This is a genomic window from Thermoanaerobacterium thermosaccharolyticum DSM 571 (assembly GCF_000145615.1).
GTDB lineage: Bacteria > Bacillota > Thermoanaerobacteria > Thermoanaerobacterales > Thermoanaerobacteraceae > Thermoanaerobacterium > Thermoanaerobacterium thermosaccharolyticum.
On record NC_014410.1, the window covers coordinates 2,476,995 to 2,495,055 of the forward strand.

Sequence of the window (18,061 nt, forward strand, 5' to 3'; positions counted from 1 at the left end):
TGTTTACCTCCTTTAAATTTGTTGGCTGTCAGTTTCTTTACTTGTAAAAATAACATACAAATATGCGATTATTCCTCCTAAAATCGCATATGTTACTGTATTAACATTTAGCGACTTTAATATTACCGCCATAAAATAAGATAAAAGGAAGAACACAACAAATTTTCTCTTTCCTATAACAACCAATGTCAAAGCAATTCCTAGTGCTGGTAATCCTCCACCAACGACAGTTAGAACATGGAAAAGTTTACCTGCAGTAACAGTTTTAATTAATGTCGCTATTAAAGGTGTCCCCTTATAAAGTGTAATAAATATCACTGGGAAGTATAAGATTAAACTTATTATTATTGGCAATATAATAATTGATAGTGTCAATCCTCTATCATTAAGTTCCTCTGCATATTTATCTGTTAAACGAAGAACAAATGTATTAATGAGAAATCTAAAAGAATAAAGATAAGAGCCTAAAAGACCTATAGGTACAGCTATAGCAACTGCAGCAGATGGAGTCAGTTTAGCTAAAATTGCAACTGGTACAGCTATAGAAGCAGCTACAGCTGGTTCGCTAGGTAGCGTTCCTCCTGGCGCAATTAATCCCATATAAATTAACTGAATCGCTGCTGTTACAATCATAGCCTGTGGTATATTATGCATAACGATACCTACTACCAATCCAGTCATCATTGGTGTAAAACGGAGCATTAATGTCGAATAACCAAGTGCACGTCCTTCAACAATAGCCACCCATAGAGCTATCATTGCTGCCTGTGAAGCACTAATACTGATTTGCATATGAAATCCTCCTTTGTTTAATTTAATTTTTATTTTAAAGATAACTCTTTTGCAACTAAGTAAAGGTATAAGAGCTATCTTTTCAACATGTGGAAATAAATAATATAAAGGTTAACAAATTATTTATTAAGAATTTCTTTATTCATGTTTCTAATGCCTTCAATGCCAGTTTTATAGCACATATCAGCTAATAAATTAACATCACAATTATGCCTCGATGATAAGGCTTCAATCAACATTGGTAAATTTACTCCTGTTAAATAGTTAAATGTTAATTCCTTTAAATTTGCTGAAGTCACATTAAACGGGCTGCCTCCAAACATATCAGTTAAAACCAATACGCCATCTCCTTCATCTAAATCAATAATCCCCTGTTTAACTTTATCTTTTAGTTTTAACACATCATCTCCTTCGTTTAATCCTAAGCATAATACGTTTTCTTGTTTTCCTAATATTAGTTCTGCACTCTTCAATAACTCTTTACCAAATTCTCCATGTGTTACAACTAATATTCCTATCAAGATTATCATCCTTTCAGGTAAATTAAAATTTCTAAGTTCTATATATCTTTATATGCAAAATTTATGCCAAAAATCTAAAGCTTATAAACAAGGCAAATTTAAACATCATTTAACAAAGTGTGTCGCAAAACACAACAAAGTGTTTCATAACACGCTTTGTTAATGTAAATGTTTTTATCTAATCAAATGTGTGTCAAATCCCTCAAACTTAGTGTGTCAATATATGTGTCAATCATCTCCGCAACATATGCAAACTCGCTGTCTGGAATTTCAATTCCAAACAAATTCTCAACCGCTTCAAAGTGTTTTTTTATTAAAGTGAATGAACCATTAGGATTATTTTTAATAAGATCCAAGTCACTATTTGGCAAATATTCCCTCCTAATGGCTCTCTCAATCATGCAGGCACAGTGAAATAAAAATTTTACCCATATCTCATCTTCAATTTTTCTATTCTTTTCAGACAGTATACTATTTAATACATCTTTTAGTATAGGATAGACTTTATCAGGATTCAAAAAATTTAATGACTGACCTAATAGATCCTTCAAATTCTTTTCATAAATCGATAAATTGCTAGTATTATCTGAAATCTCATTAAAATAATTGTCGCTATTCAGCAATGGATGTAGCGATATTATTTCATCCACCAATTTGTCAAGATCCATGTCTGGCGTTAACGCTTTTCTTGTCGCTTCAAGCACTATCGGTGTGCTGACCATCTCTATTGTTCTTGTTTTAATTCCTGTTTTCTCAGTAATCATGTCTGAAAAAGTTCTTAAAAGTCCCATATCGACAAGCATCAATACGCCTTTGCCTTGATCAATTTCTTTTATTATATTAATTGCTTTATTAAGCGTCACTTCCGGCTTTTCCTCTAACGGCATATCCAAAGCTCTTACATGATCTGTACCAAGAAGTCTGTTTGTCACATCTGCTATACTGCTAGCCGTGCTGTTGCCATGCGCCATAACTAATATTCCAATTTTGTTATTATTTTTGCCATATTGCAGTGCTTGTAAAAACATCGCTAGAAACGCAATTTCATCTTCCGGTATGTCAACATTTAGCTTTTCTTCTAATCTTGTCTTTACTTCCTTGGCTGCATCATACGCAACTTTGTAACTTTTTGCTATACTTTCCCTATCCGGATGTAAAATAACTATGCCCATCTTTAATCTCTCTAAAAGAGTTTTTATGTGAAGCGACAATAAATATATTACCTTCTGTGTAATTACCCCATTAAAGCTATCTTTAATGCCATTAAAAGCATACTCAACAGCATTTAAAATATACGGATCAACAAACTTAAATAAGACGCTGCGATTAACGCCATCTGCATCTTGTTCCACTGGATACAAATAATTCTTGTAATATAATTGTATTTGATTTTCTATATTTTCTCTTATATTTTCTGATGACATCCCTTGCTTATTAAACTTTTTCCAATTGTCCATAATAAAATCATACAAATCATCATCTGCATTATAATCACTTTTTAAAAAACTGATATTTAATTTATCTTTTACATCGTTGGTATTTTTGTCAAATAATATATCTCCATTATTGCTAATTTCTTTGAATACTATTTCATCCCGCAAATTGTGAATTTTTAAAAGACCTTCTTTGACATTCTGCGGCAAAGTAGATAGACTTACTTTTACTATTTCGCCTTCTTCTATGATATAATCCAAAAAAGCTCTTGCACAAATTAACTTTATATCACTTCTCAACTGTCCAATATTACCAGGACAGTCGTACAACATTATCGCTTTTAGAGCATCATTCTCAAGACTAATTGGAACTTTTAAACGCTTATATTCTTCATAAAAAAATTGATATATAAATAAAAAGCGTTCTATTAATGTCCTTTTATCTAAGCTGGGCAATTGAATCACCATCGGTATGCGCCTTAAGAATGTGTGGAGCAATGCAGAATGAGGATTTTCAGTCGTAGCAGCAATTATCAACACCTTTACACTTCTAACATTATCTGTCTCACCCAACTTCCTATATCTCCCGTTGTCAATCAACGTAAATAGCATTTCTTGACCCTCAGGAGGCATACGATGAATTTCGTCCAAAAACAAAATACCTCCATCGGCCTCTTCTATAAGTCCTCTTTTTTCTTTTTCTGCTCCAGTAAAAGCTCCTTTAACATGCCCAAACAGTTGAGACATCAATAGTTGAGGATTTTGAGCATAATCAGCACAATTAAACACTATAAATGGAGAGCCTTCTTTAAACACTTTCGACTGCACTGCAAATTTGTACATCATTTCAGCAAATGTAGATTTACCAACACCAGTTGGTCCAATTATCAGTGTGTGAAGTCCATTCGGCGGATACAAAATTGCTGCTTTTGCCTTTGAAACTTGATCTCTTAAACTGCTTTTAGCACCAATAACGTTGTCTAGAATACTATCAGCAAATTTATTACTTGTCTTTTTTGGATTCTTATACTTATTTATATCGAATTCATGATTAAAAAGCGCTTCCTTCCTAACAATTCCGCCCTTTACTAAAATATTCATAAAGTCTTGGCGGTTTTCAAAAACAGATCTTGTTATTTGAAAATTGTAATGTTCTTTAAAATAGATCTTATCTAAATACAGAACCGGCTTACCCTTTATCTTTATAACTTTCCCCGATCTTAATAATTTATTAAGTTCTCTGCTTGTATTACTTCTTGAAATATTCAATAGTTCTCCAATATATTCCGCATCAAATCCTAAATCACCTTCAATCTCATTTATTTGTAAAGCTTCTGTCAATTCTTTTAGCTTTATATATACCTTTTCTTCCCTTTTTAAATTTTGTTTATTATTCTTGTAATCCATCGCCTTAACAGCCCCTTTACAAATTTTGAATATCTAACTTGCACAAGAAATTTGAATATTCTATTGAGTAAATGTTTCTACAGAATTTTTAAATAATTATAACTATTTGTAAACGCTGTAAACAAGTCTATGTATTCTTTTATATTTAGTTTAACACCTGCCATATCTTTAGTGCTATATCAGGCTTTTATGTTATCTCCACATTTTCCCACACTTCAAACCATATATGAAACTTTCGCTTCATACACTTTCCAGCAACCGATTTTCATTAAGAATTCAGGATTTATCGTCACTTACACTATTGCCTGACTGCAATAACTCTCTCTTATGATTTATCTAATAGATAAAATCAAGTAACTACTTGAGATGTCCATCATTTTTAATCTTGCTTTTTATATCGCCTCCTTATGGTTTATTACTTAAAATACTGGTACTAATGTTGTATTACATTATGTCTTTTCCTTTAGAAACTTCCAAAATTAGCCTTTCGAGAATTATTACGGTTTACTAATCGTCTAGTTCCATTTAGCCTTAGTCTGTATTTTCACAGCATAGGCTAATATGTGCATTCGACTTTCTGTATATTTCATAAAGTCGCTGCATTCAAGTACAGGTTCTCCTGCATTCCAACTCAGCTTACCCTTATACGACCTTAGTGTTAATTTTGTGTAGCAGAGAAACTCCCATTCAGATTTCAGTAAATCAGTTATCACTCACAAAGAACGCGACGTTTTCCCTACCTCACTGTGGCAGGATTGTCGCACAAGCGCAGCGCACTCTTGTTTTTAATTTCACTCGCTAATTGTCTTATGGTAGATCCTCCACCTTTAAAGTCATATTCTTCAATAAATCTATGATATATGTGACTTGCTGTATGTCTCTGCTTTTCCGGAGCAAATCCATTTTCTGTGAGCCATTTTTGAACTATTGGTCTTATTGGATCTATCACAGGAGAATTGTAATGTGTTTTTTGTGGTTTCCATGGTATATGTTCACCTTTACAATATTTTCTAACGGTATTCTTTCTAGATATATTCAGTTTTTTTCTATAGCTCTTTGTGATAGTCTTTATCTTTTATATAGATATCTGATATACTAATATTGGTCTACATTAATATTCATTTCATCCTCCTGTATCAAGTTTTTTATTCCACAATACAGTTTTTTTGATTAATATGGATCACTCTTTATCATTACTGGTATTTTATTTGGCTCAATTTTATTTTAGCATTTATAACTACTGTTAAAAAAATTTATTTACAAGTTATAATATTCGCTTTAAAAATTATAACTCTTCATATTGAAAAACATCCATAAAAAGCGACTAGTTCTTAATTATATTTTTTATCCCAATTTAAAACCCTGGAATTTTTTATCTTGGAAAGCGTGGTCAAGTTATAATCATCAATATTAGTAAAAATGCTAAAATTAAAAATTCAAATATAGGAAAATTAGTAAAGCACATGTATATCATTAACACATAAGGGATAGCCTGTAGTCTTCTGCTAAAGCAATTGAATGAAAATGATACATCAAAACTGTAGATATTATAAATATTGCACATCCAACACCTACTAGAATATATCTACAAGAAGTTAAATAATATAAAACTCCTGTAGAAACTGTCATATCTGCATAAAGATCATGCTCGCCAATCCAATCTCTAATTTTCACTTTTAAAGACCTAGCTAAAAAGCCACTAGCTACATCGCTAAACCATACGGCAATAAGAAGTAACGCAACATTTTTTAAAGCAAGCTTCCCTTTTAAAATCCCTAAAAGCCCAATAATAACTTCTATTCCAGCTCTTCCTATTGTCAGCATATTTGCTGTTATTTTTAAGGCCGGCAATTTTCTCACCTCCACTTGCTTCTCTAACTTAGAGATATCACAAAAAAAATAATAAATTTCACCACTTTTGGGTATTAACACAAGTATTAGTAGGCTATTTTTCTATAAGAATTATGCTGTAAATTACGTGCATAGCATAATCTTTTTTTGTTTTATTTTACTATTATTATAGCATATTTAATTGTTTTATTACGTTCCTTTATAAAAAATATCTGCTCTTTTACAGATATTAATATTCTAACATTTTCCATACCTTTTAAATTTTAAAGCATAATGCTCTAAACTGTCATCCTTAAAATATTCAGCATTAATATGTTTTGCGGCAATTGTTATAAGGACATTTTCAACGCATGTATACGGCTTTAAAATACTCTTTCCACACTGTATTTTTTCATAGTAGAATTTTTTGATAATATAGAATATAGAAAATTATTTAATCATTATTAATCCTTTATCTTGCTTAATTTTATATTTCGTGAAATAAAAGGTTTATTTAGATTAAAATTAAGAGACTATTTCATACTAACACTATGTTAGTTATGCAATAGCCTCTTTTCAAAAAACATATATATTTTTTGAAGTCAAATTTAATAAATTAAAATTATAATAAGTCACCTACAGCTTTAACACGAATTCTTACAGCATTACCTGGAAGATAAGCAAGTGGAACCTCTTCAACATAAACAATATCTACTGATTTTTCATCTGCTCCAGCTTTAACAGCTTCTGCAGTTGCTATTTTCTTTGCGTCAGCCAAAGCATCTTCTCGCGACATATTGCTTAAAGAATAAATACGGTCTACTTCTCCACTTACTTGTGCAATAGCTGCACCTAAAGCATTTGCCACACCAAAACTTTGAGGACGAATTATCTGACTTGCTCCATTAATTTTATCACCAACAAGAATACTACCTCCACCAACTAGAATGAGAGGTTGCGGTTGTTTAGTTGTTTTTATTTTATCAATTGCATCTTCAATCATATTCTGCATTTTAATATATGCTTTTTCAGCAAATTCTAATGGCAAATCTTTAACTTTGTCTCTATCTCCAATATCAGCTAACCCCAAACGCACTATTATGTCGGTAGCTGTTATTGTCTTTCCGCCAAAAACAAGCGCTTCTTCGGTTATTCTATAACCAACACTATTAGGTCCAATTTTAATTTCTCCATTATCTTCACGAATAATAGTCCCACCGCCAAGTCCAATTGAAATTAAATCTGGCATCCTAAAATTCGTTCTAACTCCACCAATTTCTACAGCAATAGAAGATTCACGGGGGAAACCCTGATTAAGAATACCTACATCACTAGTAGTACCACCTACATCACTAGTAGTACCACCTACATCTAATACCATAGCATTATCAAAATTACTTAAAAAAGCTGCTCCTCTAATACTATTTGTAGGCCCGCAGGCAATAGTCAAAATTGGATAGCGCATTGCATATTCTCTTGACATTAATGTACCATCATTTTGACAAAGGAATATTTTTGCATTTGTTATTCCTTCACGATTTAACGCTTCTTTAAAGCTATTTGCTATTGTCTTTGCAACATCAACTAAAGTTGCATTCAATATAGTAGCATTTTCTCTTTCTATAAGACCTAAAGAACCAATTTCGTGAGAAAGAGAAATTGGTATCGGACCAAGTATTTCGCGTATAATTTCCTGTGCTTTTAGTTCATGCTGATTATTTACTGGAGAAAATACAGATATTATTGCAATACTTTCAACTTTATCTTTAATATCTGAAGCAATTTTTCTAAGTTCGTTTTCGTTTAAATCATTTATTTGTCTTCCGTCAAATTCGTGTCCACCTTCAATAAGATAATAATAAATTCCTATTGCCTCGACTAAATCCTCTGGCCAACCAACCAATGGCATAATAGCCTCTGTTGCAGGATACCCTATTCTAATGATTGCTGTTTTGCAAAGCCGCTTACGTTCTACAATAGCATTTGTTGCGTGTGTAGTACCAAGCATAGCATACTTTATCTTATCACGATCAACTTTACTTTTTTCTGCAACTTTTGCCATTGCTTCTAATATTCCACTAGTAACATCCTTTGTTGTTGGTATTTTCACACTTTCTATTAATTGTAAATTTTCATCGACTATTACTGCATCAGTATTAGTACCACCTACATCAATTCCAATACGATATTCCATTTCATAATGCCTCCTCAACAATTTTTAATCAATTCTTCGACAGGAACATAATCTATATCATATCCAAAATAGCGTGGCCCAACAGTTGCTATACCTTTTTCGCTTCTCCACTTTTTGTCACATGGAATACCAAGAATACATATTCGTTGTCCATAACGTAATCCTTCAGTTGTAATAGGTGTTGCTGTATGTGCATCTACTGTGCATATAAGATCAGGCACTGTTGCTACAACTTTTCCATTTCGACGAGCAATTAAATTTTCATTCTGGAAATTTATTGTCATTGTTTCACCCTTATATTGATCAATACCTTCAATATGAGCTTCTCCACGAACAAATCCACCTGTAGTACGTCGTATAACGTCATTGATTTTACCTTTAAAAAGAACATAACTTTCTATTGTATTTAAAAGTGTTTCAATGGGATCATTTCCATTTTTTCTAGCTTCTCTAATTGATTGTCCAATTTTAGCTGATTTAGTGACAATATTTCGAATTCCTGCCTTTTTTAAATCTTTACCACGCATTGGATAAATAGCTACCATTACAGAACCGCCCATAACTACCGTCGCATTTCTTGCAATATTTTCTGTCCAAAAATTATTTATAGTATTAAGTAATAATGAATTACCTTTTTCATCAGCTAAAACCATTGGTGTTGCAGATACTCCATATAAATGGAATGTAACCATTTGTAGTTCTGGAAATGCTCTTCCCATTCCATCAGCATCTATAAGAGGAAGTTTTTTTTCAGCAGCAACTGCTATTGGAATCATTGAATTAACACCGCCTGCTTCAATTGGAAGAACCGCAAAAATTTCATCACCAAGATAACTTTTTAAACTATCAAAAGCCTTAAAAATTTCTTTGCCAGATGGTATTTTCTCTACTAATACTGTTGGAGCTCCCATCATTGCTGCTGGAACTATTAATGCTTCATCAGGCACTTCGTCTATATCAATCAAATTTACTGGGCCATTTTTCTTCAAAGCTTGTATAGCCATCAACTTGCCAACATACGGATCTCCCCCGCCACCAGTTCCAAGAAGTGCAGCACCGGTAGCAATATCTTCAACCATTTGCACATCAATTTTTTTCATTTCGTTATTCTTCCTTTCCAATTATATTTTCTTGAATAAATTTTGCTCCTTTATCCGGCATAAACATCATATATGCCTTCATCAATAAATAATATAAAATCATACCAGATAGCAATGAATTTAATGTTTGATTTAAACCACCTTTGAAGAAGTATCCAATTAGAAAAGCTGCAACTAAACTAATTATAGCAATTGGATTCCAATCTTCTACAACTTCTGGCAATTGCCCCTGTTTTCTTGATTCTATTAACTCATTACGATATCTTCTTAAAATAAAATAATCTACTACCATAATTCCTCCAATAGGTGGAATTGCGATACCAAGTATAGTTAAAAATGCAACAAACTTATCCAATATTCCTAAGATGGAACCTAATGTACCTAAAAGTCCAATAATAATCGTTAAAAAAGCTCTATTTATCTTTATGCCAAATACAGCATCTAGAAAATTAGAAATTCCTAACGAAGCTGCATAAAGATTCAAATCATTTATTTTAACAGTTGATAGTATAACTAATGCAGCAGCAATCCAGCCACCAAGATTGAGAATTATAGTTACAACATCTGCACTCTTAATTGCGTGAGACATTAGAACTGCTAGAAATGTTACCGAAAGTTCTCCCGCAAAAATACTTAAAATTGTCATCCAAAAAACATCTTTCCCATTACGATTATACCTAGACAAATCAGGTGTTATAACAGCACCTACCATAAATCCACCAGCTACTACTGTAATAGCAGTCCCAAGACTCAGGTGAGGACCTGGTGGCATTGAATTCATTAGTGTATTTATATCATACTTACTCAATAATTTATAAGTTGCAATGCCAATTGCTATTATGAAACCTGGTACAGCAATACTAGCAGTATAGCTTAACATTTTATAGCCGTAAACCACTAATAAAGTAACTAATATTCCTGTTAAAAACATCAAAATTTTAACATTAATAATACCACCTAAAGCCTGATTTACACCTTCGGCAAAAACAGAATTTTGAACTCCAAACCACCCTATACATGAAATGCCAATAATTAAACCAATTAAACTTGAACCTAATCTACCGAAACCACTCCATCGCGTTAATAGTGAGGTAGATAATCCTTCCCACGCTCCAGCAACTCCACATAAGAAACTTATAATTTCTAAAAGCACAGCACCAAGTAATGTGGCTATTAATGTCTCTTTTAATGTCATACCATATCCAAGTTCAGCGCCAACAATAAATTGAGAAAGAGTAACCACAGCTCCAAAACGAATTAAAAATACTTCCCACATAGGGCGACGTGCCTCAGCAGGAACTCTTGATAAAGCAAAGTCTTCACCTTTCATTAAATGACAATCCCCCTTTAAGTTAAATTTTAAACAAGAAATAAAATAATTATTAGCTTAAATTCCTTATCCTTATAAGGTATCCATTTATAAGAATTTTTTCAAGAAAATATATTTGCTTTATTAAGATATTTTAATATATAAAAAAATTATTATATTTGCTATAGATGAGAAAATTCACTAACATAAATTGCCATAATAAACTTACATGAAAAAATTTAATAAAAATAGAGACAAATACTCGCTTCTATGGTATTAACATGTTTTTACCCTATAACAATATTAATCATAGGAGTGGAGCAAATGTCTCATAATAAAAGAACAGAAAATTCATCAATAATCCAGTACTCAATGAAATTAAATTTTGCCGCTATGAAGGAGCCTTAAATGGGATAGATAATGATGTAGTAGTATTGTGCTAGCCTGAGAAAGCTTTTAAAAATCAAAATGCTCTACATGCATTTATTTGTACTGATACTGAATTAGACACCAAGACAATTCTAAATTACTATAATCAAAGATGGCCTATAGAAATATTCTTCAGGCAAACAAAAAACAATCTTGGGCTAAATACGTATCAAGTACGCTCAACAAAATCAAAATAGATAAATTATTATAGCTTATATCATTGACATACCTGTATTGTACGACTTCGGGCAGCGAATATTGTAAATTGGGGCAAGGAATAAAAATGGTTCGTAAAGAAGTACAAAATCATCGTATTCAATGGATACATGAACAAGTTAACAATAAAGCACCTATTGATAAAATTTAGAACAACTACAATCAGCATAAGCGTAGTGCATCTATTTGATGATAATTTTGTTATCAATTTTTCTCATCTATAGATATTTGAACATAAAAATACCGCCTCGACCTATTACGTCTTAGCGGTTTAGTTTATCTATGCAGTTTTAATGCTAATATTTTTAAGTTTTTCAAGATTTATTTTGACTTTATGATTTAATTCATCATCACCGATTAAATACTTGGTTTTTTCTCTAATGTTTGCATCCGACTCATAATATGCTATTGCTTCCCGTATATTATCTAATACATTATAAATTTTTTTATCATAATCATAGATAGCTTCTTCCGTTTCATAGAAATATGACTCGAACTTCTCAGAAAATGATTTTGCATCTATCTCACCTATTAAATATTTATTAGCCAATTCAACTAAACACTCTACCGCTTTCATTCAATCTCCCTCCAATCTGGTTTAGGTCTCTTTCTCGCTATTACGGTTTTAATATCTCCATTATCCTTCGCTATATGCACTGATAAATTATTCTTAAATCTAACAATCGTGCCATCAGGTTCTTGATATTTTTTGCCATTTGTTAAAGTATCTAAAACATCCTCTATAGAAAATATTTTACCTTGTCCCATCCGACCTAATATTCTATTTAAAGCATGTTCAGTAAAATTATATCCATTTTCTTTAAAATAATTATAAGTCTCAACTAATTTCGCCTTATATTCTTCCGAATAATTCTTCCCTCTTAACATTATATCACCGTTTTGCTTCTCCATAAGTTCATTATACTGCTTTAATATATTCACGTCAATTTCTAAGCATCACCTATATAGTAAAAAAGCCTTCTCAGACTACTTTTGAGAAGACTCATAATCAATTTTCCTTCATGAATTTCTCTAATGTCACTTTGTCCGGCAGTCCATCGTTGTCGCCTGGTGACATAATTATTATTGCTCCTATTGCATTGCCTCTTTTTACTGCATCACTAAGTGTAAGCCCTTCTAATAGTCCGCTTATTACACCTGTTGCAAATCCATCTCCAGCCCCTACCGTGTCAACTACTTTTTCAACTTTATATCCGCTTACAGTAAAGCTTTTATCTTTTGTCTTAACATATGCTCCTTTATCTCCGATCTTGATTATGACAGCTTCTGCTCCTTTTTCTAAGTAAAAATCAGCTATGGCATCAACCTCTTCTGAACCTGTCAAAATAAAACCTTCTTTTATACCTGGCATGACTATATTACACCTTGATGCGATGTCGTTTAACGTAGACACCATCTCATCTTCGCTTTTCCAAAGGCTCTTTCGTATGTTGGGGTCAAATGATATCCTTATGCCATTTTCTTTCCCAATCTGAATCATTCTATACACCGTATCTAATGTATCATTTGAAAGGGCCGCTGTTATGCCTGTAATGTGTATGTGCTTAAGCTCACCTAGTTCGCAGTCAATGTCATCTGGTGTCACGTGTGATGCCGCTGAACCCTTTCTAAAGTAAAATATATCCGGATCTCCCTTTGATGTCTTCGATTTAAGCATGAACCCTGTTGGATATTTATCGGTAAACTTTATAGATGAAACATCAATTTCTTCTTCCAACAATTTTTCATAAATGTACTTTCCGAAAGGGTCATTGCCAAGCCTCGTAATGTACTTTACAGTATGCCCAAGCCTGCTTAAACCTATTGCAACATTTGCTTCTGCTCCTGCCAATGCCTTTGTAAACTTGTTTACTCTATCAAGCGTCCCTTCTTCCTCAGCTATAAATAATGCCATAGGTTCTCCAACCAATAAAACTTCTGCCAAAATATCACCTACTTATCTAATCTACTTTACTGCATTTACGAGCCTCTTTGCTCTTTCCTCTAAAAGGTCCAGGTTGTCAAAGTTTATTCCCTTTGTCAGATATCCTCCAACACCAACCGCATATGCACCGTTTTCAAACCATTCATTAATATTCTCGTCATTTACACCGCCTGTAGGCATAAATTCAAGAAATGGAAAAGGCCCTTTAAGAGACTTTATTATCTTTGAATCTACGAATTCGCCTGGGAAAAGCTTTATAACTTCTGATCCCATCTTGTAAGCTTTATACATCTCTGTCGTCGTTGCAGCCGCCATTGAGAAAAATACATCATTTTTCTTGCAGTATGATGCGACTTCTTCAACAATACAAGGAGTAACAACAAAATCTGCTCCATTTCCTACAGCTTCCTCTGCCTGGCTCAATTCCAATACTGTTCCAGCACCTACTATTTTATCAGGATATTTCTTTTTTAGCTCCTTTATTAATTTCCCAGCGCCTTCAACGGTATATGTTATTTCTATTATGTTTATACCGCATTCTATTACCTTTTCTGCCATCTTCATTCCCAATTCATAGTCTTTACACCTTATAACTGAAAATATCCCACCTTTTGTCTTTTCTTTTATCTCTTTAAAACTCATAAAACTCATCCTTTCATTTTAATATATTTATTTAATGAGATCTGGTAGATCCCCTTACTACTAGCTCTGCCCTAAGGACTAGCTTCTGCGGTTTAATCTCATCACCACCATTTATCCTTGCTATTAACCTTTTAGCGGATTCTTCCCCAACTTCGTATGACGGCTGCGATATAGTAGTAATACCCGGAGGTATAAGTGATGCCCAACCCCAATCATCATATCCGCACACAGCAATGTCATCAGGTATCTTTAAATTCAGTTTATTTATAACTTGTAGCACATTTAAAAGCACAACACCATTTACAGCAAATAATGCCGTCCTGCACTTCCTGCAATCTTTAATCATTGATACTATATTCTCTTCAATTTTGCTTAAATCATCGTCTACTTCAAATATCAAATTGTTGTTATCTATTCCGTATTTTTTGCAAACGTCTAAAAATGCTTGTTTTCTTTCCGTACGTGTGCTTATATCACCTATCCTTTCGGTAAAAAAACCTATTCTCTCATATCCATTTTTTATTAGGTGCAAAACAAGTTCCGACGTAACTTCGTAGTTGTTGACAACAACGGTATCAAATACCGTATTTTTTATGCTTCTATCAGCCAATACTACAGGTAAGCCTTTTTTAAACAGTCCTATCAAAAACTCGTCATTGCCTCCAGCGGTGTTTATTACAAGCCCGTCTACATTGTTGTCTAAAAGTGATAAGATGTACTCTCTTTCTTTTGTAGCATCATTATCTGTGCTGGCTATTATTAAATTATACCCGTTTTCTTTTAAGACTCTCTCTATACCCTTCACAAGGATAGACGAAAAATGGTTGCCTATGTCAGACACAAGAACACCTATAAGGTTTGACCTATTCAGTTTTAAACTGCGAGCTAAATTATTAGGTCTATAGTTAAGTTCATCTATGACCTTTTTGATGTTTTCCTTTGTTGCATCCGACATGTACTCATAGCGACCATTTAAAAACCGCGAAATGGTCGTCTTTGAGACGCCAGCTTTTTTCGCTACATAATCAATCGTAATTTTAAAGTTATCATTGCTCATATCATCACCAACATTTGTTTTTTAGAAACCAGTTTACGAAACCGGTATATATAATATATTCTACATAATTTTTAAAAATCCTTCTTTTTATTATCAATTACAATAAAAAATGCGCACTATGGCGCATAGTAATTAGCTAAACCTTCTTTTTAGCCTTGTTAAAACATCAGACAATGTTGCCAAATCTCCATTGACTTCTTTGATTTTACCTCTATTTTTGCTTATTATATCTTTAAGCTTTGTCAATACTTTCTCGTTTTCATCTCTCAATTCTTCTATCTTATTCAATATCTCATCTTCAGAAGGCAGTGCTATTTCAGCTATATTTATCGTATCTGCATCAAAGTCGTAAGTATCATACTTGGACGGAATAACAGTATCGATATTTAGCTCACCTCTTATTTTATCTGAAAACACTTTCTGTGCTTTGTCTTCGCCGTGGACAATAAATACTTTCTTAGGCTTTCTCTTAAATGAGGATATCCAGTCTATCAAACCTTTCTGATCCGCATGTCCTGAAAAGCTATCTATATTTTCAATCTCTGCATTTACCGTTATCTCTTCTCCAAAGATATTCACTGTCTTCTCACCGTCTAATATCCTCCTGCCCAGTGTACCTTTAGCCTGATAGCCTACAAATACTATGGTGCTGTCAGCCCTCCAAAGATTGTGCTTTAAGTGATGTTTTATGCGCCCAGCTTCACACATGCCGCTGGCTGAAATGATGATGACAGGTTCTTTAAGGTCATTCAATGCCTTCGATTCTTCTGCGGAATGAGTAAAGTGCAAATTGGGAAAATCTAATGGATAATCTCCATTTTCAACATACCTTCTTGCCTCTTCATCAAAATAATCTAAGTGTTTTCTAAATACGCCTGTAACAGATGTAGCAAGAGGACTGTCAACATAAACAGGTACCTTGCTTATGTACTCTATCTCGTCCTTATAAAGTTCTTCATCAAGCTTATGTATTTCATATAAAAGTTCCTGTGTCCTTCCAACAGCAAATGATGGAATGACTACATTGCCTCCTCTTGATATGGTCTTTTTTATGATCTCCATAAGCTTTTTTGCCTTGTCACCAACATCTTCGTGGAGTCTGTCACCGTATGTAGATTCACACACAAGATAATCAGCTTCATCTATAATAGTGGGATCTCTCAAAATCGGAATATTTTTGTTTCCCAAATCACCTGAAAATACTATCTTTGTCTCTTTATCTCCCTCTTTTACCCAAATTTCAAGTATAGATGAACCCAGCATGTGGCCTGCATCATTGAATCTAACTTTCACATCTAAAGACGGCTCTATTATCTCATCATAATCGACACCGCAGAAAAGCTGCATAGCTGCTTTACCATCATCAGCAGTGTAAAGCGGCATCCTCAGCGGTTTTCCTGCTCTTTTCCTTTTGCGGTTTTTCCACTCATTTTCTATCTGCTGTATATGACCGCTGTCCTGCAGCATGTATTCACAAAGATCTACAGTACCTTTAGTTGCATAAATCTTCTTTTTATAACCTCGTTTATATAGAAGCGGAATCCTTCCGCTATGATCTATATGTGCGTGTGTCAAAAGCATAAAGTCGATTTCATCTACATCAAATGCAAATTCCTGATAGTTGAATTCATCTTCTATCTCACTTCCTTGAAACATACCACAATCTACCAGAAATTTCGTACTTTCAGTTTCTACAAGATAGCAAGAACCTGTTACTTCTTTTGCAGCACCTAAAAATGTAATCTTCATCGTATCTCTCCTCTCGTAAAAAAGCTTCAAATTGATAAAAATATTCATCTTTTTAATAATAGTCTTAATTATATTATACAATACTTTTTGTAAATCTTTTAATAAAAAAAAACAGATCTAAGCTTAAAAAGCCTAAATCTGCTTTTTATAATCCTGGATATGAAAAAAGTTCTGATATTACAAGCGTCACAGCGCCTATAGCCCGATCCAACATTCCTAATTTTGATATTTCAACTGCAACGTCGTTGTATCTCGATACAAGACATTTGCTATCTATATACTCTCTTATCATCTTTAATAGATAGTCGCCAATTCCAGACAGCGTATTTCCTACTATGACCAGGTCCGGGTTAAAAGTATTTACAATATTTACTATGCCTATACTTAAATTTCTTGATATCTCTTCAATCGATCTTTTTGCAAGGCTACTGCCTTTTTCTGCAATATCTATAATATCATTTATATCTAATTTATCTAAATCATCAATTTTTAAATACTCATCCTTTTCGCCGGATTCTAACTTCTCCTTTATATAGCTGAATAATGATTTTTCTGATGCATAATTTTCCCAACATCCTCTATTGCCGCAACTGCACAGATGATCATTTATATCAATCGTCATGTGTCCCATCTCACCAGCTAAGCCAAAAGATCCTCTGTACAATTCATTATTGATTATAATTCCTGTGCCAATCCCTATACCAGCACTTACATAAACAAAATTTCTGGCATTTTTACCTACACCGAACCATTTCTCAGCAATCGCACCTGTATTAGCTTCATTATCAATATAGACATTTAGATGAAACTTTTCCTCGATAATCTTTTTAAGCTCTACATTTTCCCATTTTAGATTTGGAGCTTTTAGCACAATTCCTCTCTTGTAGTCTGTAATTCCAGGTACGCCAATACCTATTCCCAATACGCCTTTTACAGTCTTTGGAGAATTCGATATAGCCTCATCTATGAGGTCAATTATCTTACCTATGATATCTTCTTTCTCTTCGCCAATCTTTAGATTTATACGCTTTTGCCACAATATATTTGCAAGTATGTCTGTCAAGATCACAAGTATATAATTTACATCAAGGTCAATGCCGACAACACAGCCAGCCAGGCTGTTTATCATGAGCATTATAGGCTTTCTGCCACCCTTTGACTCACCGGGACCCTCTTCTTCTACAAAGCCATCTTTTATAAGCTCATCGACTAAAGATGATACGGTTGATTTATTTAAACCTGTTATATTCGCCAAATCAGCTCTTGATATTATGCCTTTTTTGCGTATTGTATTAAGAACAATAGATTTGTTAATTTGCTTAATTAATAGCTGGTCACCTGTTATCATCAAATCACCTTACATTACTTCGTTTTCACCAACAACCTAATTTCATATTATACCATATTAAAGTGCGTTTACTCAATGATATAATCTTG

16 protein-coding genes are annotated in these 18,061 nt (G+C 33.2%); 1 reads left to right on the forward strand and 15 read right to left on the reverse strand.

Translation table 11 applies throughout. From position 1 onward, the window contains the following. Window positions 1–12: 12 nt before the first annotated feature. The 8 genes from TTHE_RS14725 to TTHE_RS12320 all read right to left on the reverse strand — a co-directional run bounded on the left by TTHE_RS14725 (window position 13) and on the right by TTHE_RS12320 (window position 10,607). On the reverse strand, window positions 13–792 hold the full coding sequence (locus TTHE_RS14725; RefSeq protein ID WP_013298886.1) for a PTS mannose/fructose/sorbose/N-acetylgalactosamine transporter subunit IIC: 780 nt from the start codon (window positions 790–792) through the stop codon (window positions 13–15). A 119-nt stretch (window positions 793–911) separates the two neighbouring features. After that, the gene (locus TTHE_RS12290; protein WP_013298887.1) at window positions 912–1,313 is read right to left on the reverse strand and encodes a PTS sugar transporter subunit IIA; all 402 of its coding nucleotides are present in this window, start codon (window positions 1,311–1,313) and stop codon (window positions 912–914) included. Between the two features lie 182 nt (window positions 1,314–1,495). After that, window positions 1,496–4,153 (reverse strand): sigma-54-dependent transcriptional regulator, encoded by a 2,658-nt coding sequence (locus TTHE_RS12295; RefSeq protein ID WP_013298888.1) that lies wholly within the window; start codon window positions 4,151–4,153, stop codon window positions 1,496–1,498. A gap of 736 nt (window positions 4,154–4,889) precedes the next feature. Continuing rightward, entirely contained in the window at window positions 4,890–5,102 is a 213-nt protein-coding gene (locus TTHE_RS14445) for a hypothetical protein (RefSeq protein ID WP_041587486.1), read from the reverse strand. 524 nt (window positions 5,103–5,626) lie between these two features. Then, complete coding sequence (locus TTHE_RS12305) at window positions 5,627–6,004, reverse strand: hypothetical protein (protein WP_013298889.1); 378 nt, start codon at window positions 6,002–6,004, stop codon at window positions 5,627–5,629. Window positions 6,005–6,605: 601 nt separating this feature from the next. Then, window positions 6,606–8,177, reverse strand: coding sequence for a hydantoinase/oxoprolinase N-terminal domain-containing protein (locus tag TTHE_RS12310; RefSeq protein ID WP_013298890.1), 1,572 nt, complete (start codon window positions 8,175–8,177; stop codon window positions 6,606–6,608). Between the two features lie 14 nt (window positions 8,178–8,191). Then, entirely contained in the window at window positions 8,192–9,277 is a 1,086-nt protein-coding gene (locus TTHE_RS12315; protein ID WP_013298891.1) for a DUF917 domain-containing protein, read from the reverse strand. Window positions 9,278–9,281: 4 nt separating this feature from the next. Continuing rightward, entirely contained in the window at window positions 9,282–10,607 is a 1,326-nt protein-coding gene (locus tag TTHE_RS12320; protein ID WP_013298892.1) for a purine-cytosine permease family protein, read from the reverse strand. Between the two features lie 497 nt (window positions 10,608–11,104). Between TTHE_RS12320 and TTHE_RS15170 the strand changes: the two genes are divergently transcribed. Further along, on the forward strand, window positions 11,105–11,212 hold the full coding sequence (locus tag TTHE_RS15170) for a hypothetical protein (RefSeq protein WP_231292763.1): 108 nt from the start codon (window positions 11,105–11,107) through the stop codon (window positions 11,210–11,212). A gap of 299 nt (window positions 11,213–11,511) precedes the next feature. Here TTHE_RS15170 and TTHE_RS12325 read toward each other — a convergent pair whose 3' ends face one another. The 7 genes from TTHE_RS12325 to TTHE_RS12355 form a co-directional block, all read right to left on the reverse strand. After that, window positions 11,512–11,808 carry a colicin immunity domain-containing protein gene (locus TTHE_RS12325; protein ID WP_013298893.1) on the reverse strand — a complete coding sequence of 99 codons (297 nt, stop codon included), beginning with the start codon at window positions 11,806–11,808 and terminating at the stop codon, window positions 11,512–11,514. Beyond that, complete coding sequence (locus TTHE_RS12330; RefSeq protein ID WP_013298894.1) at window positions 11,805–12,173, reverse strand: hypothetical protein; 369 nt, start codon at window positions 12,171–12,173, stop codon at window positions 11,805–11,807. The genes TTHE_RS12325 and TTHE_RS12330 overlap by 4 nt, the downstream gene beginning before the upstream one ends. Window positions 12,174–12,240: 67 nt before the next feature. Next, a complete protein-coding gene (locus TTHE_RS12335) occupies window positions 12,241–13,176 on the reverse strand; it encodes a sugar kinase (protein ID WP_013298895.1) in 936 nt (311 codons plus the stop codon). 21 nt (window positions 13,177–13,197) lie between these two features. Continuing rightward, window positions 13,198–13,818 carry a bifunctional 4-hydroxy-2-oxoglutarate aldolase/2-dehydro-3-deoxy-phosphogluconate aldolase gene (locus tag TTHE_RS12340; protein WP_013298896.1) on the reverse strand — a complete coding sequence of 207 codons (621 nt, stop codon included), beginning with the start codon at window positions 13,816–13,818 and terminating at the stop codon, window positions 13,198–13,200. Between the two features lie 31 nt (window positions 13,819–13,849). Continuing rightward, window positions 13,850–14,875 carry a LacI family DNA-binding transcriptional regulator gene (locus TTHE_RS12345; protein ID WP_013298897.1) on the reverse strand — a complete coding sequence of 342 codons (1,026 nt, stop codon included), beginning with the start codon at window positions 14,873–14,875 and terminating at the stop codon, window positions 13,850–13,852. Between the two features lie 132 nt (window positions 14,876–15,007). Beyond that, window positions 15,008–16,624, reverse strand: coding sequence for an MBL fold metallo-hydrolase RNA specificity domain-containing protein (locus tag TTHE_RS12350; RefSeq protein WP_013298898.1), 1,617 nt, complete (start codon window positions 16,622–16,624; stop codon window positions 15,008–15,010). 145 nt (window positions 16,625–16,769) lie between these two features. Beyond that, window positions 16,770–17,972 (reverse strand): ROK family transcriptional regulator, encoded by a 1,203-nt coding sequence (locus tag TTHE_RS12355; RefSeq protein ID WP_013298899.1) that lies wholly within the window; start codon window positions 17,970–17,972, stop codon window positions 16,770–16,772. Window positions 17,973–18,061: the final 89 nt, after the last annotated feature.